Annotated in this window: 23 protein-coding genes and 1 pseudogene; 14 read left to right on the top strand and 10 right to left on the bottom strand. The window is 65.8% G+C overall.

The window, feature by feature from the left end; genetic code table 11:
* The 5 genes and pseudogenes from K5Q19_RS17795 to K5Q19_RS17775 all read left to right on the top strand — a co-directional run.
* Positions 1-229: pseudogene (locus K5Q19_RS17795) on the top strand (kynureninase); the annotation flags it as partial.
* A 14-nt stretch (positions 230-243) separates the two neighbouring features.
* Positions 244-1,374, top strand: coding sequence for a cupin domain-containing protein (locus K5Q19_RS17790; RefSeq protein ID WP_292948070.1), 1,131 nt, complete (start codon positions 244-246; stop codon positions 1,372-1,374).
* A gap of 43 nt (positions 1,375-1,417) precedes the next feature.
* Complete coding sequence (locus K5Q19_RS17785) at positions 1,418-2,326, top strand: fumarylacetoacetate hydrolase family protein (RefSeq protein ID WP_292948068.1); 909 nt, start codon at positions 1,418-1,420, stop codon at positions 2,324-2,326.
* Positions 2,327-2,538: 212 nt separating this feature from the next.
* Positions 2,539-3,318: an SDR family oxidoreductase gene (locus K5Q19_RS17780; RefSeq protein ID WP_292948066.1), complete on the top strand. Its 780-nt coding sequence runs from the start codon at positions 2,539-2,541 to the stop codon at positions 3,316-3,318.
* A 19-nt stretch (positions 3,319-3,337) separates the two neighbouring features.
* Complete coding sequence (locus tag K5Q19_RS17775) at positions 3,338-4,186, top strand: enoyl-CoA hydratase-related protein (RefSeq protein ID WP_292948064.1); 849 nt, start codon at positions 3,338-3,340, stop codon at positions 4,184-4,186.
* Between the two features lie 22 nt (positions 4,187-4,208).
* Here the strand turns inward: K5Q19_RS17775 and K5Q19_RS17770 are convergent, their stop codons facing one another.
* The 5 genes from K5Q19_RS17770 to hpnI are packed head-to-tail and all read right to left on the bottom strand — an operon-like array spanning position 4,209 to position 9,527.
* Complete coding sequence (locus tag K5Q19_RS17770) at positions 4,209-5,159, bottom strand: lysylphosphatidylglycerol synthase domain-containing protein (RefSeq protein WP_292948075.1); 951 nt, start codon at positions 5,157-5,159, stop codon at positions 4,209-4,211.
* A 20-nt stretch (positions 5,160-5,179) separates the two neighbouring features.
* Positions 5,180-6,085, bottom strand: a complete 906-nt coding sequence (locus tag K5Q19_RS17765) for a ferritin-like domain-containing protein (RefSeq protein ID WP_292948063.1) — start codon at positions 6,083-6,085, stop codon at positions 5,180-5,182.
* Entirely contained in the window at positions 6,082-6,939 is an 858-nt protein-coding gene (hpnK, locus tag K5Q19_RS17760) for a hopanoid biosynthesis-associated protein HpnK (RefSeq protein WP_292948061.1), read from the bottom strand. The genes K5Q19_RS17765 and hpnK overlap by 4 nt, the downstream gene beginning before the upstream one ends.
* Positions 6,940-6,942: 3 nt before the next feature.
* Positions 6,943-8,367, bottom strand: coding sequence for a hopanoid biosynthesis associated radical SAM protein HpnJ (gene hpnJ / locus K5Q19_RS17755; RefSeq protein ID WP_292948059.1), 1,425 nt, complete (start codon positions 8,365-8,367; stop codon positions 6,943-6,945).
* Positions 8,364-9,527: a bacteriohopanetetrol glucosamine biosynthesis glycosyltransferase HpnI gene (hpnI, locus tag K5Q19_RS17750; protein ID WP_292948057.1), complete on the bottom strand. Its 1,164-nt coding sequence runs from the start codon at positions 9,525-9,527 to the stop codon at positions 8,364-8,366. The genes hpnJ and hpnI overlap by 4 nt, the downstream gene beginning before the upstream one ends.
* Positions 9,528-9,669: 142 nt before the next feature.
* On the opposite strand from hpnI, the gene hpnA reads away from it, so the two are divergent.
* Genes hpnA through K5Q19_RS17715 form a run of 7 tightly spaced genes read left to right on the top strand, consistent with a single transcriptional unit; the run spans position 9,670 to position 17,330 of the window.
* The gene (gene hpnA, locus K5Q19_RS17745) at positions 9,670-10,674 is read left to right on the top strand and encodes a hopanoid-associated sugar epimerase (RefSeq protein ID WP_292948055.1); all 1,005 of its coding nucleotides are present in this window, start codon (positions 9,670-9,672) and stop codon (positions 10,672-10,674) included.
* Complete coding sequence (locus K5Q19_RS17740; RefSeq protein WP_292948053.1) at positions 10,671-11,816, top strand: glycosyltransferase; 1,146 nt, start codon at positions 10,671-10,673, stop codon at positions 11,814-11,816. The genes hpnA and K5Q19_RS17740 overlap by 4 nt, the downstream gene beginning before the upstream one ends.
* Entirely contained in the window at positions 11,816-12,637 is an 822-nt protein-coding gene (gene hpnC, locus K5Q19_RS17735; protein WP_292948052.1) for a squalene synthase HpnC, read from the top strand. The genes K5Q19_RS17740 and hpnC overlap by 1 nt, the downstream gene beginning before the upstream one ends.
* Entirely contained in the window at positions 12,634-13,461 is an 828-nt protein-coding gene (hpnD, locus tag K5Q19_RS17730) for a presqualene diphosphate synthase HpnD (protein ID WP_292948050.1), read from the top strand. The genes hpnC and hpnD overlap by 4 nt, the downstream gene beginning before the upstream one ends.
* A gap of 2 nt (positions 13,462-13,463) precedes the next feature.
* On the top strand, positions 13,464-14,711 hold the full coding sequence (gene hpnE / locus K5Q19_RS17725) for a hydroxysqualene dehydroxylase HpnE (RefSeq protein ID WP_292948074.1): 1,248 nt from the start codon (positions 13,464-13,466) through the stop codon (positions 14,709-14,711).
* A 10-nt stretch (positions 14,712-14,721) separates the two neighbouring features.
* Positions 14,722-16,665, top strand: a complete 1,944-nt coding sequence (shc, locus tag K5Q19_RS17720) for a squalene--hopene cyclase (protein ID WP_292948048.1) — start codon at positions 14,722-14,724, stop codon at positions 16,663-16,665.
* Positions 16,662-17,330, top strand: a complete 669-nt coding sequence (locus tag K5Q19_RS17715) for a phosphorylase (protein ID WP_292948046.1) — start codon at positions 16,662-16,664, stop codon at positions 17,328-17,330. The genes shc and K5Q19_RS17715 overlap by 4 nt, the downstream gene beginning before the upstream one ends.
* Here K5Q19_RS17715 and hpnH read toward each other — a convergent pair.
* Together hpnH and ispH are read right to left on the bottom strand one after the other, a co-directional pair.
* Positions 17,253-18,398, bottom strand: a complete 1,146-nt coding sequence (gene hpnH, locus K5Q19_RS17710; protein ID WP_292948045.1) for an adenosyl-hopene transferase HpnH — start codon at positions 18,396-18,398, stop codon at positions 17,253-17,255. The genes K5Q19_RS17715 and hpnH overlap by 78 nt on opposite strands.
* 8 nt (positions 18,399-18,406) lie before the next feature.
* The gene (ispH, locus tag K5Q19_RS17705) at positions 18,407-19,381 is read right to left on the bottom strand and encodes a 4-hydroxy-3-methylbut-2-enyl diphosphate reductase (protein ID WP_292948043.1); all 975 of its coding nucleotides are present in this window, start codon (positions 19,379-19,381) and stop codon (positions 18,407-18,409) included.
* A 381-nt stretch (positions 19,382-19,762) separates the two neighbouring features.
* Here ispH and K5Q19_RS17700 point away from each other — a divergent pair, with 381 nt between their 5' ends.
* Both K5Q19_RS17700 and K5Q19_RS17695 read left to right on the top strand, forming a co-directional pair.
* On the top strand, positions 19,763-20,368 hold the full coding sequence (locus K5Q19_RS17700) for an ABC transporter substrate-binding protein (RefSeq protein WP_292948041.1): 606 nt from the start codon (positions 19,763-19,765) through the stop codon (positions 20,366-20,368).
* A complete protein-coding gene (locus K5Q19_RS17695; protein ID WP_292948039.1) occupies positions 20,369-21,379 on the top strand; it encodes a VacJ family lipoprotein in 1,011 nt (336 codons plus the stop codon).
* Here the strand turns inward: K5Q19_RS17695 and K5Q19_RS17690 are convergent.
* The 3 genes from K5Q19_RS17690 to K5Q19_RS17680 form a co-directional block, all read right to left on the bottom strand.
* The gene (locus tag K5Q19_RS17690) at positions 21,376-23,997 is read right to left on the bottom strand and encodes an MMPL family transporter (protein WP_292948037.1); all 2,622 of its coding nucleotides are present in this window, start codon (positions 23,995-23,997) and stop codon (positions 21,376-21,378) included. The genes K5Q19_RS17695 and K5Q19_RS17690 overlap by 4 nt on opposite strands.
* On the bottom strand, positions 23,994-24,458 hold the full coding sequence (locus tag K5Q19_RS17685; protein ID WP_292948072.1) for a DUF2141 domain-containing protein: 465 nt from the start codon (positions 24,456-24,458) through the stop codon (positions 23,994-23,996). Before K5Q19_RS17685 ends, K5Q19_RS17690 begins: the two co-directional genes overlap by 4 nt.
* Positions 24,458-24,643 (bottom strand): hypothetical protein (locus K5Q19_RS17680; protein WP_292948035.1); only part of this gene is annotated, 186 nt, incomplete at its 5' end. The genes K5Q19_RS17680 and K5Q19_RS17685, both read right to left, overlap by 1 nt.

Below are 24,643 nucleotides of genomic sequence, written 5' to 3'. Positions count from 1 at the left end.
ATGGGGCTTTTTATTCAACCCAACTGGCCCCTTTTTAAACCGGTGCCTGGCCCGTTTTTATCCCGGTGTTGACAGCGATTTTCGCGCCCCTGATGTGCTGCGCTTCGGCCTCACCCCGCTCTATCTGCGCTACGTCGATGTCTATGACGCGGTCGAAAGGCTGCGGCACATTTGCGCAACCCGGGCTTGGGACAAGCCGCACTATCGCGAACGCGCAGCAGTGACCTGAATCGGAGCTTCGTGATGACCGAACATGCCGTTGATCCCCGCGACAAGCTTCTCGGACGGTCCAACGTTTCCGCTACCCCGGCCTTGCAGGCGTTCTACGCGGAGCTTGGCCGGCACAACGCGGACGCCTTTTGGAACCGCGCCAATGCCATCGAGCCATGGGAGCCGGTGACCCGCTACGCCCCGACGCTGTGGAAGTACCAGACCATGCGTTCGCTCTGCATGCAGGCGATTGATCTGGTGCGGCCGGAAGATGCCGGACGGCGGGTCGTCGCGCTGCTCAACGATTCGCAGGCGGGCCGTGACAATACCGCCGTCGTGGGCTGGCTGTTCAGCGGCCTGCAAGCGATGAAGCCGGGCGAGATCACACCGGCCCACAGGCACACCGCATCGGCACATCGCTTCATCATGGAAGGGGCCGGCGCCTACACCGTGGTCGACGGGCATCGCATTTCGCTGGGCCGGAACGACTATGTGCTGACGCCGAACGGCTGCTGGCACGACCACGGCGTATCCCCGGACGGCCAGATCTGCGTCTGGCAGGATGGCCTCGACATCCCGCTGATGAACGCGCTCGAGACCAATTTTTATGCCGTTTACGATCAACCGGCCCAGACCGCCGCCTACCCGGAGAACGATTTGCCGCTGACGTTCGGCGGCGGCATGGTGCCGTCCAGCGCTCCGGCTTGGGGCAAGCCCTATTCGCCGACCATGGTCTATCGCTGGGAGCGGACGCGCGCGGCCTTGCAGGATTTTGCCAGCGTCAGCGTGCCGGACCCGTTCGATGGGCACATCATGCGCTACGCCAATCCGCTGACCGGCGGTTGGGCCATGCAGACGATGGGCGCCCAGATGCAGATGCTGCCGGCGGGCTTTCGCGGACGGGCGCACCGCCACACGGGCAACGTCGTCTACAATGTGGCCGAGGGGCAGGGCTACTCGATCATCTGCGGTCAGCGGTTTGACTGGCAGGAGCATGATATCTTCTGCGTGCCGGCCTGGCAGTGGCACGAGCACGTCAATCTCGAACCCGATCGCGAGGCCTTTCTTTTCTCGTTCAACGACTTCCCGGTGATGGAGGCGCTTGGCGTGATGCGTTCCGAAACGTTGGTCGAGAATGACAGCCATCAGGATGGTTGCGCATGAACGGGCACAATCTAACACCCATGGATCAGCGGGGGGAATTAGCATGCGTCTTGTGACCTACCGATATCGCGAGGAGGCTGCGCGGCTGGGGCTGCTGCGGGACGGCCTTGTCATCGATGTGGCGTGCCTTGGCGCCATCAGCGGCTGCGTGCTGCCATCCACGATGCTTGAATTCATCGATCTTGGAGAGCCGGCGCTCGTGGCGCTGAGGGATGCGGCCGACACTGCGACACCGGCGAGGCTCGTCTCGTGCGCGTACCCCGAGCCAAATGTTATGCTGCTCCCGCCCATTCCTCGTCCGCGGAAGAACATTTTCGGGATCGGCCTCAACTATACCGAGCATGTTGCCGAGTCCGCCCGTGCGCTTGATACGGCGGAGGAACTCCCCAAGCAGCCGGTCATCTTCTCCAAGCCGCCCACGGCCGTCGTGGCGTGGAACGCGCCTATCCGCCACAACGCCAAGGTTACCCAGCAACTCGACTGGGAAACCGAACTGGCCGTGATCATCGGCAAGACCGCAAGCCATGTGGAAGCGGCGCAGGCGCTCGATCATGTGTTCGGCTACACGATCATCAACGATGTGAGCGCGCGCGATTGCCGCCGGGCGGGCCAGTGGATCGTCTCCAAAGGTCAGGACAGCTTTGCGCCGATGGGGCCCTGCATCGTCACTCGGGATGAAATCGACGATCCGCACAATCTCGATCTGTGGACCAAGGTGAACGGGGTCGAGAAGCAGAACAGCAATACCCGCTTCATGCTGTTCAACATCAATGCGCTCATCGCCGATATCAGCAGCGTCATGACGCTTGAGCCCGGTGACATTATCGCGACGGGGACGCCGGCGGGCGTTGGCGCCGGACGAAGCCCGCAGGAATGGATGTGGCCGGGCGATGTGGTGGAATCGCACATCGAAGGGATCGGCATGTTGCGCAATCCCGTGATCGCGGTCTGAGGGACTGGTCGGGGACACAGGAAAGGGTGTTCTATAAGCAATTGTCGCTCAAGAGAATGAAAGCATGCAACTGGAATTGCGCTGCGGATCCCATCCGCTCCGCCAAGCACGCTTCCCTTCCACTAGCACTTTGCACAAGTGGACTAGCTCGCGCATGTGATGGACCTTCATGCGCAAGGCGCCCACCGAGCGCCAATTGAGGAAGCATCGCAATGCCTTACCAGCCCTTCGATCTCAGTGGAAAAGTCGCGCTCGTGACCGGCGGGAACGGCGGCATCGGCCTTGGCATGGCAGAGGCGCTGGCCCAGGCGGGGGCGTCTGTCATCATCTGGGGAACGAACCCGGCCAAGAATGCAGCCGCCATCAGCAAGCTGCAGGAAACCGGTGCCCGCGTGGCGAGCGAGATTGTCGATGTCTCGGACGAGCATGCCGTCATCGCCGCGATGGAGAAGGCGGTCGCCGCGTTCGGCCGGGTCGATACGGTCATCGCCAATGCGGGTGTTGGCGGTGGTTCTCCCTTCGCCGAGTTTCCCACCGAGCAGTGGCGCAAGGTCATGGCGGTCAATCTCGATGGCGTGTTCTTCACGCTGCGCGAGGCCTGCAAGCACATGAAGGCGCGCGCTGAAGCGGGTGATCCGGGCGGCTCGCTGATCGCGATCTCGTCGACATCGGCGATCCACGGCGCGGCGCGCAATCAGGCCTATGGTGCGGCCAAAGGTGCGCTGTGTTCGCTGGTCCGGGCGACAGCGGTCGAATTTGCCCGCTACGGCGTGCGCGCCAACGCGGTTCTGCCGGGCTGGACGGTGAGCGAGATGACCGAGGCTGCGCAAGCGAACGAGAAGTTCAACCGCCAGGTGATTTCCCGCGTGCCCTTCCGGCAATGGATCGAGCCCGAGGATTTCGGCGGGATCGCGGTCTACCTCGCCTCCGATGCATCGCGGTTCCACACCGGGGACAGCATCGTGCTCGACGGGGGCTACACGATTTACTGAACGGGCTGGAGTTGCCGCGATGAACGATGCGTCCTCGTCTCTGGTGCTGTGCGACATGCCGCGCCCCGGCATCCGGCGGCTTACATTGAACCGTCCGGAGAAGCGCAACGCGCTCTCGAATGCGCTCAGAACGGAGCTGTTCGCGGCGCTTGAGGCGGCGGACAGGGACGCGGAGGTTCGGGTCATCATCCTGCGGGGGGCAGGCTCATGCTTTTCCGCCGGCTATGACCTCTCGCCGGAGGCCGCCACACAGGCGCCGCCTTACCATACGGCCGGCGGCCCCGGCTTCTGGCCGCGACATGTTGTGGAAGGGGTGTTCCGGATCTGGGATCTGGCCAAGCCCGTTGTTGCACAGGTTCACGGCTGGTGCCTTGCTGGTGCCACGGAGCTCGCGACGGCGTGTGATCTCATCTACCTCAGCGACGACGCGCAGATCGGCTACCCGCCGGTGCGCGGCATGAGCCCGCCCGATACCCAGTTTCACCCGTGGCTATGCGGCCTGCGTTCAGCGATGGAGCAGATGCTGACGGGAGACGCGCTCTCCGCCGAGGAAGCGGTGCGTGTGGGCTTTGCCAACCGGGCGTTCCCGGCCGAAACGCTCGAAGCCGAAGTGCTCAAGATCGCGGAACGGATTGCAAAGATCCCGCCCGAAGTCCAGCAGATGAACAAGCGATCGGTACACCGGGCGATGGAAGCCATGGGGCTGCGCTCGGCGATCCGGGCGGGTACCGAAATGCAGGCTCTGGCAATGACCACCGAAGCGTCCCGGCAGACTTTCGCGGGCTTCCGCGCCGGGGATGTGCGCGGTGCGCTCGATGCGCGGGACGGGACTTTCGGGGATTACCGCACGTCAGTCCCGGACAAATAGAACACGGCGATTGATGGCGGCTCTAGGGCTGCACAAACAGATCTCTGGATTCCCGAAGCTGCCAGGCGAGCAGGGCGGCCGCGCCGATCACGAGATCGCGGGCGCGCTTGGCCAGCGAAAGCGCCAGCGCCGCTTCAGGCGCGAGGCCGAACAGCGGTGCGACCAGCACATAGGCGGCCTCTTGCACGCCGATCGCCCCCGGAATGACGAAGGCCATGCTTCGCAAGGCGAAGATCACGCCTTCCAGCGACAGCACTTTCCACAGCGCGATGTCGCTCCCCATCAGCTTGAGCGCGAACCAGGCGCCCACGCCGCTGGCGGTCCAGGCGGCGAGATTGAACAGGAAGGCGGCAAGGACGCGGCCACGCTGCGCATAGATGCGCGAGAGTTCGGCCTGCACTTCGCCGAGTACGGTTGTCTCGGGCAGGAAGCGCGCGGCAATGCGGCCGGCAAGGGCAAGCACCACCTTTTGCATGCGCATGAACAGAAAAATGCAGCCAAACATCACGGCGGTGCCGCCGACAATCGCCGGGCGCAGTCCTGCCGCATCCGCCCCCATCAGCAAGGGTGCCATGGCGAGCAGGCTGAACAGCGTATAGACGAGCTGGCTTGCCATTTCGGTGGTGAGATCAACCACGAATGAGGCATAGACGCGCGGGGGCGGCACCCCGGCGCGGAGCAAGGTGCGCACGCCGAGGTAGATGCCGCCGAGCTCGGAAAAGGGCAGGAGGTTCGAGACCGAATCACGCACCAGACGGGCCCAGGCAAAGAGCAGGACGGACGGTGCCGGCTCGCCCGGGGCGGCGGCATGCCAAGCGCCGCCCAGCAGCCACGAGGTCACCAGCGACCATGCGCAAATCGCCACGAACCCGCCCGGTCCCATGTGCTGTGCGGTCTGCGCGATGCCAGCAAGGCCCACGTCGCCGATCGTCCAGACCGCGATGGCAAGACCCAGCACTGTGGCCGCAAGGATGCCGACCCGGCTCCAGATGGTCAGGCGCTCTCTCCCGCCTTGGGAGCCTTGAGGAACCGCAAGGCCAGACGAATCGCGCCGGGCACAAGGCGCGGGCGGATCAGGCGCTGGTCATAGCCGGCAAGGCGGCGGTCGTTTTCGGCAAGGCAGATCCGGGCGAGTTCCGGAAAGCTCACCTCGACACCCAGTTCCTTGGAACCATTCAGCGTGAAGTTGTTATCCTGCGCGCGGGTGTTGTTGCCCATGCCCTTGGCCATGTCGATGCGTTCCCAGATCAGGCAGAACCACACCGCGATCACTTTCGCCTCGAAGAGCGGCCGGCGCCACCACGGCATGTTGCGCCGCCACCAGGCCACCCAGTTCACGAAGAACAGGATATGCCGCCCTTCCTCGCGCATCACCGGCTCGAAGGTATCGACCAGCTCAGGCGGGAAGAAACCGGAGTCCTTGGCGATCTTGAACAGGCCGAAGCCGAAGAAGCTGTCGATGCATTCGGAGTATCCCGTGCGCATGAAGGCGAATTCGGGATCGCGCGGGCGCGGATAGGGCGGTTCCTCCTCGAGCACGATGCCATAGGCCTGCACCATATCGGCCAGCACCAGCTTGTGGCGTGCTTCCTCGAAGGCGTTCATTTGCGTCGCCGCCTTGAGCAGCGGCTGGCGGATCATCTCGGCATAAGTCTTCACGTTCATCGACGCGCGGCCTTCGGTGGCGACGGCGATGTCCCAGATCGGCAGCGAGGTGATCTTCGCCTGTGTTTCGGCGTCCAGCTTCGGCCAATCGATCAGGGCGGGGCGATAAGGATCGTGGGTGTCGAGCAGCATCCGGCTCATCACCATCAGGTGTTCCGCGCTGCCGAGCCGGACCCGGCCTTGCGGCAGTGGTGCAGCCTCGTCGTATTCCCCCCAGGTGCGTGCCATCGTCATGAGCATGTCCTGTCAAAGTCTGCAAATCGTCCGCAGGCGATGCCATTGCGCGTGATCGCCGCTTTGGCAAGAGGGTCGGTCAGCGCGGCAAGTTCCTCGGCATAAAGGTAGCCCGGCGCGCTGCCCGGATAGGGCCCGAGCGCCGGGTGGGCATAGATTTCGGTAAGGCCGGAAGGAAGATTTTCGAGCAGCGCGCGCAGTTTCTGCGGGGTCAGTTCCCCCGACCAGGCAAGGCCGAACACCTGATCCGGCACTGTCACCCCGGCCTTGCGCAGGCGGCGGCGCAGGACCTTGGCCCAGAGATGCTCGATGCCTGCGCGGCGCGGCGTGCCATCGATTGCGGCGATCACGCCAGGCGGTTCGATCGGCGCCCGCATTGCGGTCATGCCATGGCGCTTTCCTGCGCGCAGGATTGCAGAGGCGATCGTCGGATGCAGATGAAAGTGCTTGTGCGCGTTGACATGATCGAGCCTGAGCCCGGTCGCCGCAAAGGCTGCGAACTGCGCCTCGATCTCTGCCGCGAGTTGCCGCCGTGCGGAGGGCGAGGCGAAGATGGTAAGCGCGGTGCGGACCATATCGGTGCGGAACTGACCGGAGCGGTCGACCAGCGCGGGGATATGCTTCGGCGGCAGGATCGGGCGGCCCTCGACCAGCACCAGATGCAGACCGACGCCGAGCCGGGGCAGCCGGCGCGCGCGCTCGGCCGCATCGGCCGCCGCATCGCCGGCAACCATCAGGCTGGCGGCGGTGAGGATGCCATCGCGGTGCGCCTGCTCGACGGCGGCGTTCACTTCATGCGATGCGCCGAAGTCATCCGCCGTGACGATGAGCTTTCGCGTCTCGTCCGTCGCCAAGGATCAGGCTGCTTCCTTGCGCTTGCGCAGGAACTCGAAGAACTCGACACCTTCGCGCAGGCGGCGCTTCATCATGTCCCAGTCGCGCACCATCTCGTTCACGATGGCGCCGATCTTGCGCGGCCGGAAGTAGAAGCGCTTGTAGAACTCCTCGACCTTGTTGAAGATCACGCTCGCCGGCAGATCGGGGTAGGAAAGCTGGGCGATCTGGTTGCCATATTCGGCAACGAGATGGTCGGTGCCGTCGAACCAGCCGTTCTCCACCGCCTGCTTGTAGAGGAAAGTGCCTGGATAAGGCGCGGCGAGGCTTACCTGGATGGTGTGCGGGTTGATCTCGATCGCATAGCGGATCGTTTCCTCGATGGTCGCCAACGTCTCGCCCGGAAGGCCAAGAATGAATGTGCCGTGGATGGCAAGCCCGAGCTCGTGGCAGTCCTTGGTGAACTGCTTGGCGACTTCGATGCGCATGCCCTTCTTGATGTTGTGAAGGATCTGCTGGTTGCCGCTTTCATAGCCGACGAGCAGCAGGCGGCAGCCGCCTTCCTTCATGATCTTGAGCGTATCATAGGGCACATTCGCCTTGGCATTGCACGACCAGGTGATCCCCAGCTTGCCCAGTTCGCGCGAAAGCTCTTCCACGCGCGGGCGATCGTCGGTCAGTGTATCATCGTCGAAGAAGATTTCCTTCACCTGCGGCATTTCGCGCAGGATGTACTTGATCTCCTCGATCACGTGCGGGATCGTGCGGGTGCGGTAGTTGTGCCCGCCCACCGTCTGCGGCCAGAGGCAGAAGGTGCAGCGGCTCTTGCATCCCCGGCCGGTGTAGAAGCTGACATAGGGGTGCTTGAGATAGCCGATGAAATAGTTCTCGATCTTCAGATCGCGCAAGTAGACCGGCGATACGAAGGGCAGTGAATCCATGTTCTCGATGACGGCGCGGTCCTTGTTGTGGACGATGCTGCCATCACTGTCGCGCCAGGTGATGCCATGGACTTCCTTGAGCGGCATGCCCTTGGCGATGTCGAGGATCGTGAAGTCGAACTCGTTGCGGCACACGAAATCGATATCGGTGCTGGCCTCGATCGATTCCTGGGTCTCGACCGCGACCTTGGCACCGATCAGGCCGATCATGGCCTTGGGATTGCGCGCCTTGATCAGCTTGGCCGTGTGCAGGTCCTGCGCGAAGCTGGGGGTCGAGGTGTGGAGGATGACGAGTTCCTTGTCGTCCACCTCATGCGCGATGTCGTCCCAGCTGAGATCGTGGGCGGGCGCATCGATCAGCTTCGAGCCTTCGACCAGCGCAGCCGGCTGGGCAAGCCAGGTCGGATACCAGAACGACTTGATTTCCCGCTTGGCCTGATAGCGCGCACCGGCGCCACCATCGAATCCGTGGAAAGACGGCGCCTGGAGGAAAAGGGTACGCATCATGAGCTTGTAGTCTCCGCGGGGCTGACGATCTGCCCGTCGTCCTCCATTCTAAGCCTTGTTCCGCGCCAATCAACAACGCGAACGAAATAGCTTGCCACAAATACGGCAAGACTGAACGCATCGCGCGCCGGGAGCAGCCACCACGGCGCGGTCGAAGCTGCTGCGTGGCGGTCGACCACCCGCTTGGTGAAGAGCCGCACCGCAAAGGCTGCCGCAACGAGGCAAAGCCCGGGCACGAGGTGAAACAGGCACCCGACCATCGCCAGCGCCAGCGGAAAGCCGATCAGCGATCCGGCATAGCCTGCGGGCGCAAGCGCGCGGATCGTCGCGGCCCAGCGCAGCTCCTGCCGCCACACCTGTCCAAGGTTCTGTTCGGCGGATGCATGCGCCAGCAGCATTGGCGGGATCGCAATGCCAAGCCCTTGCGCGCGTATCGCTGCGCCCATGGCATGGTCGTCCGCCAGCACATCGGCAAAGGCCTCGAACTCGCCGATGGCTTCCAGCGTGGAGCGGCGCAACGCTATGGTCGAGCCCATGCACGGCTCCGCAAGCCCCATGACCTTGCCGAACACGAGCCCGACGACGAACTGATAGCTCGGCCCCGCGGCCGCCAGCCGTGACCAGAACCCCGCGTCGCCGCGCCCGTGATAGAGGCAGGTTACCGCCCCGACCCCGGGCGCTTCCAGCGCGGCAAGCACTTGTGCCAGATAGTTTGGCTCCACCGCCATGTCACTGTCGCTCACGACCACGATGTCATGCTCGGCGCGGGCCATCATGTTGATGAGATTGCCGATCTTGGCATTGGCACCGTGCCGGGTCGAATCGATCACGAGGTCGATCCGTGCGCCTCGATGGCGTGCCTGCAAGGCGCGGACGGTCTGTGCAGCCGGATCATCGGCGCGCTGCACCCCGCAGACCATTTGCAGCGGCCCCTTGTGCGTCTGCCTGAGGAAGCTGGCGAGATTGGCTTCCAGCTGCGGCTCCGCCCCATGGAGCGGCTTGAGCAGGGTCACCGCTTCAAACCGCGCGGCGGCGGGCTTCTCTTCCTGCAGGAACCGCGCCGGCACCCGGGTCGCCACGGCCCAATACAGCGTGCCCACCGCTGCCAGGGCCAGTATCAGCCAGCCGATCAGGGAAGCTATAGATGCGGCGGCGGTCATCGCCGGACGTCCTAGACCGGTTCGCGGCAGAGGCAAAACATTTGAACAAAACCTGCGATCCGGATGCCAATCCCCTTGCCACTGGAGCGTGGTCGGTCAATCAAGCGGCCATGGCTTGCATGGCATTCGAGGGCTGCCGCTGATGGACGAATCGCGGGGGCTCGTACTGGTGACCGGCGTGTCGGGCTTTGTCGGCTCGGCTGTCGCGCGGCAGCTGGCGGGTGCCGGCTACCGGGTGCGCGGCCTTGTCCGTGCCTCCAGCCCGCGCGGCAATCTTGGCGATTTTCCGGGCGAACTGACCGAAGGGGATGCGCGCGATGAGGCCAGTGTCCTGCGCGCGATGGCGGGCGCCCGGTTCCTGTGCCACGTCGCTGCCGACTACCGTCTCTGGGCGCCCGATCCGGATGAAATCGTGCGCAACAACCTCGCCAGCACCGGCGCCGTCATGCGCGCGGCGCTGAAGGCAGGGGCGGAGCGCATTGTCTACACCAGCAGCGTTGCCACGCTGAAACCATCGGACGCCGGGCCGGTCGACGAGCGCCATGCCGCAAGCCCGGAGCAGGCCGTCGGCGCTTACAAGCGTAGCAAGGTCGTCGCCGAACGGCTGGTCGAGAAGATGGTGGCCGAAGAGGGGCTTCCGGCGGTGATCGTCCTGCCGTCCACACCCATTGGCCCGCGCGACATCAAGCCGACGCCGACGGGGCGGATCATCGTCGAAGCGGCGAATGGTCGCATGCCGGCCTATGTCGATTCGGGCCTCAATCTCGTCCACGTCGACGATGTGGCGGAGGGCCACCGGCTGGCGCTCGAACAGGGCAGGGTGGGCGAGCGCTATATTCTCGGCGGGCAGGACGTGATGCTCAGGGACATGCTGGTCTGCATTGCCGCCGAAATGGGCCGTCGCCCGCCGCAAGTGCGTCTGCCGCGCGCGCCGCTGATGCCGCTCGCCTGGCTTAACGAAGCTTGGTCGCGCGTGGCGGGCAAGACCGATCCCTTCCTCACGCTCGATTCGCTTCGGATGTCGCGGCACCGCATGTTCTTCCGCTCGGACAAGGCGGCGCAGGAACTCGGCTATCGGGCCCGGCCCTGGGGCGATGCCGTGCGCGATGCGATCGGCTGGTTCCGGCAGACAGGCATGATCCGATGATCGCGGTTGCGCTCGGCGCCGTATCCCTGAAAATCTGGCTCATCCTGCTGCTGGGACGCGGCATGTTCTGGCTGGCCCGCGAGCGCGATACGCGGGCCATGCCGCCGGAACCGCAAGTCTGGCCTGATGTCGTCGCGGTTGTCCCGGCGCGCGACGAGGCGGACGTTATCGCGCGCTCGGTCGGCAGCTTGCTCCGGCAGGACTATCCCGGCCGCTTCCGCGTCATTCTCGTCGACGACCAGAGCAGCGATGGCACAGCGGAGATTGCCCGCGCGCTGGGTTCGGACCGGCTCGAAGTGCTGACCGGCGCGGCCCTCGCGCGCGGGTGGACTGGCAAGCTCTGGGCCGTATCCCAGGGCGTCGCGCGTGCAGGGGAGGGGCCCCGCTACCTCTGGCTCACCGACGCCGATATCGAACATGCGCCGGATACGCTGCGCATGCTGGTGACGCGCGGGGAAGCGGATGGCCTCTCGCTCGTCTCGCTGATGGCGCTGCTTCACTGCGAAACGCCCCCCGAACGCATGCTCGTGCCCGCTTTCGTCTACTTCTTCCAGATGCTCTATCCCTTCGGCCAGGTGAACCGGCCGACTGGTATCGGCGCGGCGGCGGGGGGCTGCATGCTGGTTCGGCGCACATCGCTTGAGCAGGCGGGCGGGATTGCGGCGATCCGCGGCGCGCTGATCGATGATTGCACGCTGGGCGCGCTGCTCAAGCAGCAGGGCCCTGTCTGGCTCGGCCTGACCCGCCGCTCGCGCAGCATTCGGCCCTATCGCGGCTTCTCTCCGGTGGCGGCGATGATCTCGCGTTCGGCCTATGCGCAGCTGCGCTATTCGCCGCTCCTGCTTGCCGGGACCGTACTCGGCATGGCGCTCGTCTACCTTGTGCCGCCGGCCTTGGCGCTGTTTGCAGATGGCCTCGCGCGCTGGCTCGGGCTGGTGGCCTGGGCCATCATGGCCATCACCTTCCAGCCCATGCTCCGCTTTTACCGGCGCTCCCCATTCTGGGGTGTGGCGCTTCCCGGGATTGCGGCTTTTTACCTAGGCTGCACCATGCTATCGGCCTGGCAGCACTTGCGCGGGCGGGGCGGCATGTGGAAGGGGCGGGCCCAAGCAGCAGTGGGCCAGATGGCAGCGGATTTGTGATGGATTCCAAAACTCTAGCCTCTGGCAAAGGCGATCGAGACGAGAACTTCCCGGTCGCCAGCTTTCTCGTGAAGGCCGAGCACCGCGGCCTCGTGAGGGCGTTCTACACCTTCGCGCGCGCATCTGATGACATAGCCGATCACCCGACTGCAGCGGCAGATCAGAAGCTCGCGCTGCTGGCGGCGATGCGCGCCGGATTGGCCGGTGAGGGCGCGCCCGAGGCAATGGCACTGCGCGCGGCGATGGCGGAGCGCGGGATCGATCCGGTTCATGCGCACGACCTGCTGGAAGCCTTTACCCGCGACGTGACGGTGAGCCGCTACCAGACCTGGGACGACCTCATCGACTACTGCCGCGTCTCGGCTATGCCGGTCGGCCGCTATGTGCTCGACGTCCACGGCGAATCGCGCGAGACCTGGCATGGAAACGATGCGCTTTGCGCCGCTTTGCAGGTGATCAATCACCTGCAAGATTGCGGCAAGGACTACCGGCAGCTCGGCCGGGTCTACATCCCCCTCGAAACAGGGCTCGACGTGAACGACCTCGCAGCAGACAAGGCAAGCGCGCAGCTGCGCCGCATCATCACCGACCTCGCCCGGCGCACGCGCGGTCTTCTCGCCCAGTCGGCGCCCTTTTCGCGGCAGATCCGCGATCGCCGCCTTTCTGCCGAAGTCGCGGTGATCCAGAAGCTTGCAGAAAGCCTGTGCGACCGGCTCGAACGCCGCGATCCGCTCAGTGAAAGGGTCCACCACAGCAAGGCCGAGGCGCTCTGGCTCGCAACCGGAGCCGCGCTGCCCGCGCTGCTGAGGCGCGCGGCATGAGCGCGTCGGCAGGCGAGACTCAGGCGAGCCGCAGCTCGTTCTATGCCGGCATGCGGGTGCTCCCCAAGGACGAGCGGTTCGCCATGTATGCGGTCTATGACTTCTGCCGCATCGTCGACGACATCGCCGACGACCAGCAAGGCGCGCGGCCTGCCCGGATGGCCCAGCTTGATGCCTGGCGCCGCGATCTCGATGCGCTTTATGCCGGGCGCGATCCCGGCCGCGCCGCCTTCCTTGCCGCCCATGTCCACCGCTTTGCACTGGAGCGTGCCGATTTCGAGGCGGTGATCGACGGCATGGCGATGGACGTTGCCGCCGACATCGTCTGCCCCAGCGAAGCCGAGCTCGATACCTATTGCGACCTCGTCGCCTCGGCGGTCGGGCGGCTTTCGGTCAACATCTTCGGGATGGAGCGCGAAACCGGCGTGGCGCTGGCTCATCATCTCGGGCGCGCGCTGCAGCTTACCAATATCCTGCGCGATATCGACGAGGATGCCGCAATCGGCCGCGTTTACATTCCCGTCGAGGCGCTCCGCCTCGCCGGGATCGAGCCGACCACCCCTGCCGCGATTGCCACCGATCCGCGCATGGACAAGGCGGCCCGGCACATGGCGGCGCGCGCGCATGAGCACTACCGCGAGGCCGGCCGGATCCTCGCCGCCAAGCCAAAGGGGCACCTGATCGCGCCCCGGCTGATGGAAATCGCCTATGCCCGCATGCTCCGCACCATGGAGCAGATCGGCTGGGCACCGCCGCGCGAGCGCGTCCGCACCAACAAGCTGGGATTGCTGCTCACGGTCTTCTGGCTGCTGGCAACCCGTTGATGATGCGGAAGGCGATTGTTGTCGGCGCGGGTCTGGCCGGACTGTCCGCCGCGGTGCGCCTCGTCGAGGCGGGCTTTGCGGTCGAAATTGCCGAAGCCGCGGCGCAGGCGGGCGGGCGCTGCCGATCCTATCACGATGCGCAACTTGGCCTCACGATCGACAACGGCAACCATCTCGTCCTCGCCGGCAATCAGGCTGTCGCGCGGTTCCGCCGGACGGTGGGGGCCGATACGCCGCTGGCAGGGCCGGATCATGCCGATTTCGCCTTTGCCGACCTTTCCAGCGGCGCGCGCTGGACCATCGGGATCAACGATGGCCCGCTGCCCTGGTGGGTGCTCGCGCCCGCGCGCCGCGTTCCCGGCAGCCGCCTTGCCGATTACCTCCCGCTCGCGCGCCTGCTGGCCAAGACCCCCGGCGCGACGGTCGGCCAACGCATCGCCGCGCGGGGACCGGTGTGGGACAAACTGCTCGAACCGGTGCTGCTTGCCGTGCTCAACACCCCGCCTGCGGATGGCTCGGCAGCGCTGACCGCAGCGGTGCTGCGCGAGACCCTGCTGCGCGGCGGGAAGGCCACCCTGCCGCGTATCGCCGAGCCCACCTTGTCGGCGGCCTTCGTCGATCCGGCAGCGGCGTGGCTGGCCCATCGCGGGGCGCCGATCACGCTCGGCAAGCGGCTGCGCGGGGTGGAGACGGATGGCGAGCGCGTGATCGCGCTGGACTGGGGCGATATCCGGCAGGACGTGCGCGACGAGACCGTTGTGCTCGCCGTCCCGGCCTGGATCGCGCAAGGCTTGCTGCCGGAGATTACAGCGCCCGATACGCACAATTCGATCGTCAACGCACACTTCGCCTTTGCGCCGCCCGCCGGCGTGCCCCCGATGCTGGCCTTGCTCGGGGCCAAGGCGCAATGGCTGTTTGCCTTCCATGATCGCATTTCGGTGACGGTCTCTGCCGCCGAGGACATTGTCGGGCTCGACCGCGAGGAACTGGCGCGCACGTTCTGGGACGAAATCCAGCGCGCCTATGGCTTCACCGCGCCGATGCCGGCATGGCAGGTCGTCAAGGAAAAGCGCGCCACATTCGCCGCAACGCCTGATCAGAATGCCAAGCGCCCGCCGGCGCAGACCCGCTGGCACAACCTGCTGCTCGCGGGCGACTGGACGCAAACCGGGCTCCCCGCCACCATCGAAGGCGCGCTGCGTTCGGGCGAGACGGCTGCGGGCTTGGCGATTGCCGCGCAACGAGGCTAGAGGACTGGGCATGCTCGATACGCTTGAAGCTCCGACCCGCCTTGATCTGACCACCGTGGACGCCGCGGTCGACCGCGCCGCCAGTGCCCTGACCAAGGCGCAGCGCCCCGATGGCCACTGGGTGTTCGAACTCGAGGCCGATTGCACGATCCCCGCCGAATACGTGCTGCTGCGGCACTATCTGGGTGAGCCGGACGATCTCGAACTCGAGGCCAAGATCGGGCGCTATCTGCGCCGCATCCAGTCGACCAAGCATGACGGCTGGAGCCTGTTCCACGATGGCGGCTTTGACGTCAGTGCAAGCGTGAAGGCCTACTTCGCGCTCAAGATGATCGGCGATTCCGTCGACGCGCCGCACATGGTTCGGGCGCGCGAAGCGATCCTCAAGGCTGGCGGGGCGGAAGCGGTCAACGTCTTCACCCGCATCCAGCTGGCGCTCTTCGCTGCCGGTCCGTGGTCCGAAGTGCCGACGATGCCGCCCGAGTTGATCCTGCTGCCGCGCTGGTTCCCGATCCACCTCTCGCGCATGTCCTACTGGGCGCGCACGGTGGTGGTGCCGCTGCTGGTGCTCTGCGCGCTGAGGCCTTGCGCCCGCAATCGCCGCGGCATCAAGGTCGACGAGCTCTACAGCGGTGCAAAGCCCCGCCGCCTGACGCAGGCCGAAGACCCCAAGTGGCTCTGGACCACCGGCTTCAACGCGCTCGACCGCGTGCTCAAGGCAGGTGACAGCCTCTGGCCCAAGGGCCTGCGCAAGAAGGCGATCGACACGTGCGTGAGCTGGGTGGTGGAACGGCTCAATGGCGAGGACGGTCTCGGCGCGATCTACCCGGCGATGGCCAACAGCGTGATGATGTTCGATCTGCTCGGCTATCCGGAGGATCACCCGCACCGCGCCATCGCGAGGAAGTCGGTCGAGAACCTGCTCGTGATCCACGAGGATGAAGCCTACTGCCAGCCCTGCGTCTCGCCGGTGTGGGATACCGCGCTGGCCTCGCACGCGATGATGGAAGCGGGTGGTGAGGCCAACGTGGCGCGCGCGCAGGCGGGGCTTGACTGGCTGAAGCCGCTGCAGGTGCTTGACGTCGAGGGGGACTGGATCGACCAGCGCCCCGGCGTGCGGCCCGGCGGCTGGGCATTCCAGTACAACAACGCGCACTATCCCGACCTTGATGACACCGCGGTCGTCGTCATGGCGATGGACCGGGCAGGGGTGGCAGACCGCATGCCGATCGAGCGCGGCAAGGAGTGGACTGTCGGGCTGCAATCGAAGAACGGCGGCTGGGGCGCATTCGATGCCGACAACACGGCCGATTACCTCAACAATCTGCCATTCGCCGATCACGGTGCGCTGCTCGATCCGCCCACGGCGGACGTTTCGGCGCGCTGCGTCTCGATGCTGGCGCAGCTGGGCGAGCCGCTGGACAGCCCGCGCATGGCCGCCGCCATCGACTACTTGCGCCGCGAGCAGGAGCCGGAGGGCAGCTGGTTCGGCCGCTGGGGCGTGAACTACATTTACGGCACGTGGTCCGTGCTCTGCGCGCTGAATGCGGCAGGCCTGCCGCCCGAAGATCCGGCGGTGGCCAGGGCCGTCACGTGGCTCAAGTCGATCCAGAACCCGGATGGCGGCTGGGGCGAGGATTGCGACAGCTACGCGCTTGATCGCAAGGGCCATACGCCCGCACCTTCCACCGCGTCGCAAACCGCATGGGCGCTGCTCGGGCTGATGGCGGCGGGGGAGGTGGATGCGCCCGAGGTCGAGCGCGGCGCGGCGTGGCTTGCGGCGCATCAGGAGGCCGATGGCCTGTGGGGGCAGGAACACTACACCGGCGGCGGGTTCCCGCGCGTGTTCTACCTGCGCTACCACGGTTATCCCAAGTACTTCCCGCTTTGGGCCATGGCGCGCTACCGCAATCTCAAGCGTTCGAACGATCGCCGCGTCTCGGTCGGGATGTGAGCGCGCGGCCGATTGTGGTCTGCGGCCTCCGGAGCGAGGCCAAGGCGATCCGGCGCGGCTTTGCCGGCATCGAGGTGCTGGCGGGCGGCGGGGATGGCGAGCGGCTCGAGCGGGAACTTGATGCGCTGTTGCAGCGCGGCCCTGCGCTTGTGCTGTCGAGCGGCCTTGCCGGGGGGCTCGACCCCGCGCTTCCGGTGGGGGCAGTGATCATCGATGGGGATGCCGGGCTGGCGCGCCAGCTGGCTGCTGCCGTGCCAGCGGCGATCCGCGCCTCCATCACCGGTCAGGACGCCATCGCCGCAGGGGTGGCTGGCAAAGCGGCGCTGCAGCAGGCAACCGGGGCGGCTGCCGTCGATATGGAAAGCCACATCGCCGCCCGTGCCGCCCGGCGGCATGGCGCGGCGTTTGCGGCGATTCGTGTCATCTCGGATACCGCCAACGAGGAACTGCCGCCCGCCGCCCTTGTCGGCATGCGGCCGGACGGCGGGATTGCGCTGGGCGCGGTGCTGTCCTCACTGGCGCGCCGACCCGCCCAGCTGCCGGCGCTGATCCGCACCGGCCGCCACGCGGGCCTCGCGCACAGGGTTCTACGCGACGTTTACGACGCGCTTGGACGCAGCGGGGTTTTCCTTCGCGATCTTGGCGAGTTCGCGCTCGAGGTGTGAGGAATAGACGTCCTCGGCCGGACGGGCCTTGGAAAGATCGACATCCGGCGCCATCGGCCCTTCCGTCAGCACGCCCTTGCGCGAAAGGCGCAGCAGCTTCAGCGGATTGCGGATCGCGTCCGTCGCCGCCGTCCCTTCGAAGCCGCAGTGCGTCATGCAGTTCGAGCACTTCTCGTACTTGCCGACGCCGAACTTCTCCCAGTCGGTGCCTTCCATCAGCTCCTTGAAGGTGGAGACATAGCCTTCGCCGATGAGGTAGCAGGGCTTCTGCCAGCCGAAGACAGTGCGCAGCGGCATCGACCACGGCGTGCACTCGTAAGTCTGGTTGCCCGCGAGGAAATCGAGGAACAGCGGCGAATTGGTGAAAGTCCAGGCCTTGCCGCCATTGCCGCGCTTGAACACGTCGCGGAAGAACTGCTTGGTCCGCTCGCGGTTCAGGAAGTGCTCCTGATCCGCCGCACGTTCATAGGCATAGCCGGGCGAGATGGTGATCTCGACGCCGCGCCTTTGCATTTCGTCGAAGAAGTTGGCCAGCCGCTCGGGATCGGCGCCATCGAACACGGTGCAATTGACCTGCACGCGAAAGCCGCGTGATTTTGCCAGTTCGATCGCCTCGATCGCCACCTCATAGGTGCCTTCAAGATCGACCGCGTGGTCGTGCATGCCCTTGTCGCCATCGAGGTGGATCGACCAGGTGAAGAAGGGCGAGGGCTGGTAGTCGTCGATCTTCTTCTTCATGAGCAGCGCGTTGGTGCACATGATGACGAACTTTTTGCGCTCGATGTAGCCCTTGACGATGCGCGGCATGTCACGGTGCAGCAGCGGCTCGCCCCCGGCGATCGAGACCGCGGGCGCGCCGCATTCCTCGATTGCTTCCATGCACTGCTCATAGCTCAGTCGCTGGTTGAGGATCGCATCGGGGTAGTCGATCTTGCCGCAGCCGGGGCAGGCCAGATTGCAGCGCAGCAGGGGCTCGAGCATCAGCACGAGCGGATACTTCCCGCCCTTGATGTGCTGGCTCAGCGTGTAGGTGCCGATGCGGACGAGCGGCGAAAGCGGGAGTGTCATCCAATATCCTATTTGGCTGCCGCACGCGCGGCAGGGGCGTTGGTCGCGACTGGGCGGCGCAAGATGGGAGGCAAGCTGAACTCGATATTCTCGCTCACCCCCTCCAATTGCGTGACGGAAAGCTCACGAAGGCGGCGAAGCCTTGCGATCACGCTGTCCACCAGAGCATCCGGAGCAGAAGCGCCGGCCGTGATGCCGACGGTTTCCACGCCTTCGAGCCATGCCGGTTCGACGTCGTCTCCGCCGTCGACGAGATAGCTGCGAATGCCCATCTCGGTACCGATCTCACACAGCCGGTTTGAATTGGAGCTGTTGCGCGAACCGACCACGATGAGCAGATCGCTGACTTCGGCCAGCTTGCGAACCGCAGTCTGGCGATTCTGCGTGGCATAGCAGATGTCGTCGACATCCGGACCCACCACATCGCTGAAGCGCGCGTGGAGCGCCGCGATCATCCCGCGCGTGTCATCCACGCTGAGCGTGGTCTGGGTGACGTAGGCGATCGGTGTCGCCGGTTCGAGCGGCAGCGCTGCGATATCCTCGATGGTCGATACCAGCAGCACCGGGGCATCGATCTGGCCAATCGTGCCGATCACTTCGGCATGGCCGGCATGGCCGATCAGCACGATCCGGCGTCCGGCCTTGGCATAGCGGCGGCCCTGGATATGCACCTTGGTGACCAGCGGGCAGGTTGCGTCGATCACCGGGAGCTGGCGCTCTTCCGCCTCCTCCTCAACCGCGCGAGCAACGCCGTGGGCGCTGAGCACGGTGGTCGCCCCGGAAGGAACTTCGGACAGTTCTTCGACGAAAATCGCACCCTTGGCGCGAAGCTGATCGACCACGAAGCGGTTGTGGACGATTTCGTGCCTTACATAGACCGGTGCACCGAAGCGATCGAGCGCACGTTCGACAATATCGATCGCGCGCGTCACCCCTGCGCAAAAGCCGCGGGGATTGGCAAGAATGACGTTAAGGCTAGGCATAGGATCCGAAGGGAACAGTTCCGGCAATGCTTTCGACTCCTTGCAACGGCCGCCCATCATATTGCCATATAAAAACATGTCTATACGAGGGAAAGTGCGCTTGACCAGTCCGCTAGGTCGATACCGCATGGCACTGCCATTGCAACCCGGTGCCGACCCATTCGTTCATCCCCCGTTCGGTGCGCAAGCGCTATGCGTTACGTCAAGGCGGGTGATCCCATCCGGGCCGGACCGTTTTGTGCCGGAGAGGCTAGCAGACCGCCGGTGAAAAGTGTAAACACGCCCCACCATTTGGTGTTCGCTGAGCACCCGAAGCTTCGAAAGCACCGACTTGCGGCCCCGAATTGTCCCGAACCGTTCACAGCAGGACATGGCTTGAATATGTATCGTTTCATCCTTGCGATTGCTCCTTTCACAGTCCTCGCATCGGCTGGAGTGCCGGTCGCGGCCCTTGCACAGGCGGCGGATCCTGCCGTATCCACGGTCGAGGAGCTGGATGCCGGCCTGCTCAGGACCATGCGCGCAGGCGGCACCGTGCAGGCGCGCAGCAAGGTGATTGCCCCCGTGCTGGAACGGACCTTCGATCTCGCGCTGATGACGCGGCTCGCCGTCGGGCCGGAATGGGTGAAGGTCTCGCCCGCGGATCAGCAGGCGCTGGTCGATGCATTCAAACGCATGACCGTGGCGCAATATGCCCGCAACTTCGACAGTTATGGGGGCGAGAGCTTCGAGGTCTCGCCGCGGGTGGAAACGCGTGGAGGCGACAAGGTCGTGCGCACCACGCTCAAGGTGCCCAAGGATGCGCCGGTCGCGATTGCCTATCGCCTGCGCCAGAGCGGGGGGAGCTGGAAGATCATCGACGTGTTCTACAAGAACGCGATCAGCCAGATCGCGACGCGCCGGTCCGATTTCGGCACCGTGCTGCAGAAGGGCGGCGCCAAGGCGCTGGTGGCGCGGATGAACGCCATCGCGGCGAAGGGCGAATAGTTGCTGATCATTTCGGCACTGCTGGCCAGCGCTCCGGTCGCGTTGTCGGCTCCGGAAAGCGGAGCGGTCGTGGTCCAGCCGGCTGCGGCCGAAATGGCGGGGGTGCCCCCGGCGGGCGCTGCGCAGGCGGCAGCCGAGGCCGCGCCGCAGCAGACCGAGCCGCTTGCCGCCGCCCCTGCCGAGCACTCCGGGACGCAAGCCGCGTCGCCAGCACCGGCGGCGCGCCCACGTGATCACGAAAAGGCCGGAGATTCGCTCGAAGGCTTCAACCGGGCCATGTTCGGCACCTGGCGGGTGCTCGACAAGGCGGTCTACCGGCCGGCAGCGATGGCCTACAAGCATGTGGCGCCCAAGCCCTTGCGCACCGGCATCCGCCACGTGCTGAGCAATCTCACCGAACCGCTCGTGTTCCTGAACTTCCTCCTGCAGGGCAAGCCGCGCAGCGCCTCGCGCACGCTTGCACGGTTCGTGATCAACTCGACGGTCGGCGTGGGCGGGCTGATCGATGTCGCCAACGACAAGACGATCAACCTGCCGCACCGCAACAACGGCTTCGGCACGACGCTGGCGCTCTATGGCGTAGGGCCGGGACCTTACATCTTCCTGCCGTTCCTCGGACCGAGCAACTTGCGTGATCTGCTCGGAACATCTTCGGAAGGGCTGCTGATTCCGCTGGCGGTCGGCACACCGTTCGACACCATCGAGTACCAGCTCGCCACCGCCGTCGTTGGCGGGCTCGACCAGCGTGCCGAATCCGATGATGCGCTCAAGGCACTGCTATCCGGCGCGGTCGATCCCTACGCGACCTTGCGGTCGGCCTGGCAGCAGAACCGCGTGGCCGAGATCGAGGCCATTCGCCATGGCGGCGAAGCGCCGCGGGTGGAGCAGGACCAGCCGGAACTTGAGGATCCGCTGGCGGACCCGGCAGCTGCCCAGCCCGCCGCGCCGCAGCCGGTTCCCGAACTCAGCGACCCGCTGGAAGACCCGGCGGCCAAGCCGCCTGCCCCTTAGCCTTTCTCGGCTTTCGTTTCCGGCGAGGGCCCGAGCAGCGCCGGTTCGAAGATCAGCGCGCAGATCAGCGTCCAGATCAGCGAGATCATCAGGATCTTGCCCATGCTCGCGGTGCCCGGATGAGTGGAGAGCCAGAGGCTGCCGAACGCGGTCCCGGTGGCGAAGGCGCTGAACATGACCGCGCGCGCGAGGCTCGATTGCAGCAGGTTCTGCGCGCCCGTGCTCCACGCCATCACGAAATAGATATGGAAGGCGACGCCCACGCCGAACAGCAGCGGAAAGGCGATGATATTGGCGAAGTTGATCGGCTGGCCGATCACGAGGCAGCTGCCCAGCGTGAGGAAGATCGAGAGGATCACCGGCGCGAGCGTGAAGGCGACTTCACGCACCGAGCGCAGGACAAGGAAGAGCAGTGCGCTTACCAGCACGAAGGCGATGATGCCCGCCTCGACGAACGCGAAGGCGACGGTTGACGCAGCAGCCTGAGTCGCCACCGGCAGGCCGGAGATGGCGGGCGTGACCCCGGCGACGGCATCGCGGAAGCGGCGCAGCACGCGGTTGTCCTGCGCATCGCCGCTGGGGAAGACCTGCAGCCGCGACAGGCCGCTACCCGTTTGCCAATCCGCTGCCAGTTCCGCCGGAAGGTTCTCGCGGGTGATCGGCTCGGCCTGAAGCGCCGAGCGCATCTGGCCCAGCATTACGCCGAGCGGCTGGGCCAGCATGCTGTCCACCGCGATGCGCTGTGCTGGTGTGGCCTTCGCCAGCCGGTCCAGCGACGCGTCCAGCCGCCGCGCCGCGGCTCCATCAGGGCCGGGATGCGCGGCGCGCACGCTGGCAAGCTTCACGCGGGTGGCCGCCATGGCTTCGATCATCTCGGCGTCGCTTGGCGCGGGCAGGATATCGAAGGGATTGAGCGTGAGGTCGAGCAGGACCGAGGCGTCCTGGATCAGCGCCAGCTTGGCCTCCTGATCGGGCGGAATGAAGCTGCCGAGCGAAACCACGTGCGAGACTTCGGGCAGGCGTTCGAGCCTTGCCGCCAGCGCCTGCGCCTCGGCGGGGCTGCGGGCGAGCACCTCGATCGTGTTGGGCGTGCGGTCGGGGTCCTGCGTGAGGTCGCTCAGCGTGCGCATGGCGGGCGCGTTCGGATCGCGCAGGTGCAGCGGGTTGAAGTCGAACTGCACCCACGGCAGCGAAGCGATGCTGAGCGCCATGGCGACCGCAAACGACCACAGCACCCAGCGCCGCTTGCGCTCGAGCAGGCGGTCCACCGGTGCCAGCTGCGCAAAGCCCACTTCGTGGCGCGGCGCGGCGGGGCGCAGCACGACGATGAGCGCGGGGAGCAAGGTCAGGCTGGCAAACAGCGCGATGATCATGCCGAGCCCCGCAATCACGCCGAGTTCGGTGATGCCGATATAGGCCGTCGGCAGGAACGCCCCGAAGCCGACGAAGATTGCCCCCGCTGCGAGCGAAAGCGGCGCCCCGAGCGCGCTGGCGGCCTTGCGCAGCGCGTCCGCCGCATCTGCGCTGTCCATTCGTTCCGCATTGAAACGCACGCAGATCTGGATGCCGAAATCGACCCCGAGGCCGACGAAGAGCGGAATGAAAGCCACCGAAATCAGGTTGAACCGGCCCACCGCGAGGAGGCCGACGGCGGCCGTGACGATGAGGCCGGCGATGATCGCAACCATGATCGCGGTGACCAGCTTCACCGAGCGGGTCGCCAGCCAGAGCGTCAGCAGCATGGCGCCAAGCATGACCATGGCGACGGCGCCGATGTTTTCCTGAAGCGTCGCGAATTCCTCGTCGGCGAGGGGGACTTCGCCCGTCAGGCGCACGCGCACGCCATGCGCTTCATCGAGCTTCAGCTCCCGCGCCGCGCGCATGACCCCGTCAGCCGCATTCTCGCCCGCCATCAGCGCGGCGTGATCGAGCACCGGCTGGACAAGGACGAGGCGGCGCTTGGGCAGCGCAAGCCCGCCGCTGCCGGTATCGAACAGCTCCTGCCACGAGAACGCAGGGTTCTTGCCATCGAGCAAGCCGTCGATGGCTTTTGACAGCGCGTTCAAGGGTTTGTCGATTCGCGCGAGGTTCACGTCGCCGCGGTTCACCCCGTCGAGCATGGTCGAGAGCGAGCTTGCGACGCCGCGCAGCGAGGGATCGGCGGCGAGCGGGCCCAGCAGTGGCTGCGCGTCGATCATTGTCCGCGTCGCGCTGCGCACGTCCTCCACCGAGCCGAACAGTAGGCCTTCCCGTCCGAAGAAATCACCGCCGTCCGGGCGCGTGACGCGGCGGAAGGTCTTGCTGTCCGCGGCGAGCGCTGCTGTCAGGCGGGCGGCGCCATCTTCGGCGAGTTCGGGCGTCTTGCCGTCGATCACCACCAGCATCACGTCGCGCAGCTGCGGGAATGCCTCTTCCATCCGCCGCTCTTCGACGCGCCAGGCGACATCGGGGGAAATCAGCTGCGAGGTATCGGTCGTGATCGCCATGCGCTGCATCGCGGTCAGCAGCGCGGCTGCCGTGACCACGAGCGCGATGGCGAGCGTCAGCCACGGCCGCCTGAGGCTGGCCGTGACCAGCGAGGCTGGCACCGTACGAAGCAGGGACTGTGCGCGGCTCACTTTGTGGCGGGCGGTCCGCTGCGGCCGAGGAAGTAGCGCAGCTTGAAGGCGATGGTTGCGTTCTGGCCGTTGTGGCCGAACACCGCGCTCTTCCAGCTCGGCGGGCCAAACGAAATGCGCGCATCGTTGGAGAAGCCGACGCCTTCCTTGGGAATGCCGAACAGCGCGCGGTCCACTTTCGCGTTGCTGTTTTCATCGTGGAAGGCCTGCGCGGCATATTGGCCGGGCGGCAGATCGCGGATGACCACCTGCGTCGTGCCGAGCCGGGCCGGGGCCTCGCCCGCCCACTGGCAATCGTCCTTCAGGAACTTGTCCTGCGTGCAGATATCGACGTGGATCCGGCCCTTGGCGGCGCGGACATTGCTGACATTGATGGTCAGCGTATGCCCGGGCGCCTGCGCGAAAACGGCCGCAGAAGCGCTGCATCCGATCACGAGGGCAAGGAACAGGCGCGTCCGCATCAAGCCCTTGCTTCCTGGACGCCAGCGCTGTTGTGGCGGAGGGCCTTGAGGACGGTATCGACGATCTGGGGGGCGTTGAGGCCTGCGGTGTCGTACTGCTTGTCGGGTGCGTCGTGGTCCTGGAACACGTCGGGCAGGCGCATCGTGCGGATGCGCAGGCCGGCGTCGGTCAGGCCCTCGTCGCT

The sequence above is a fragment of the Novosphingobium sp. genome, assembly GCF_019748365.1.
In the GTDB taxonomy this organism is placed as follows: Bacteria; Pseudomonadota; Alphaproteobacteria; order Sphingomonadales; family Sphingomonadaceae; genus Novosphingobium.
The sequence above is the reverse complement of the archived record's forward strand: the minus strand, read 5'-3'. Positions and strand labels throughout refer to the sequence as shown.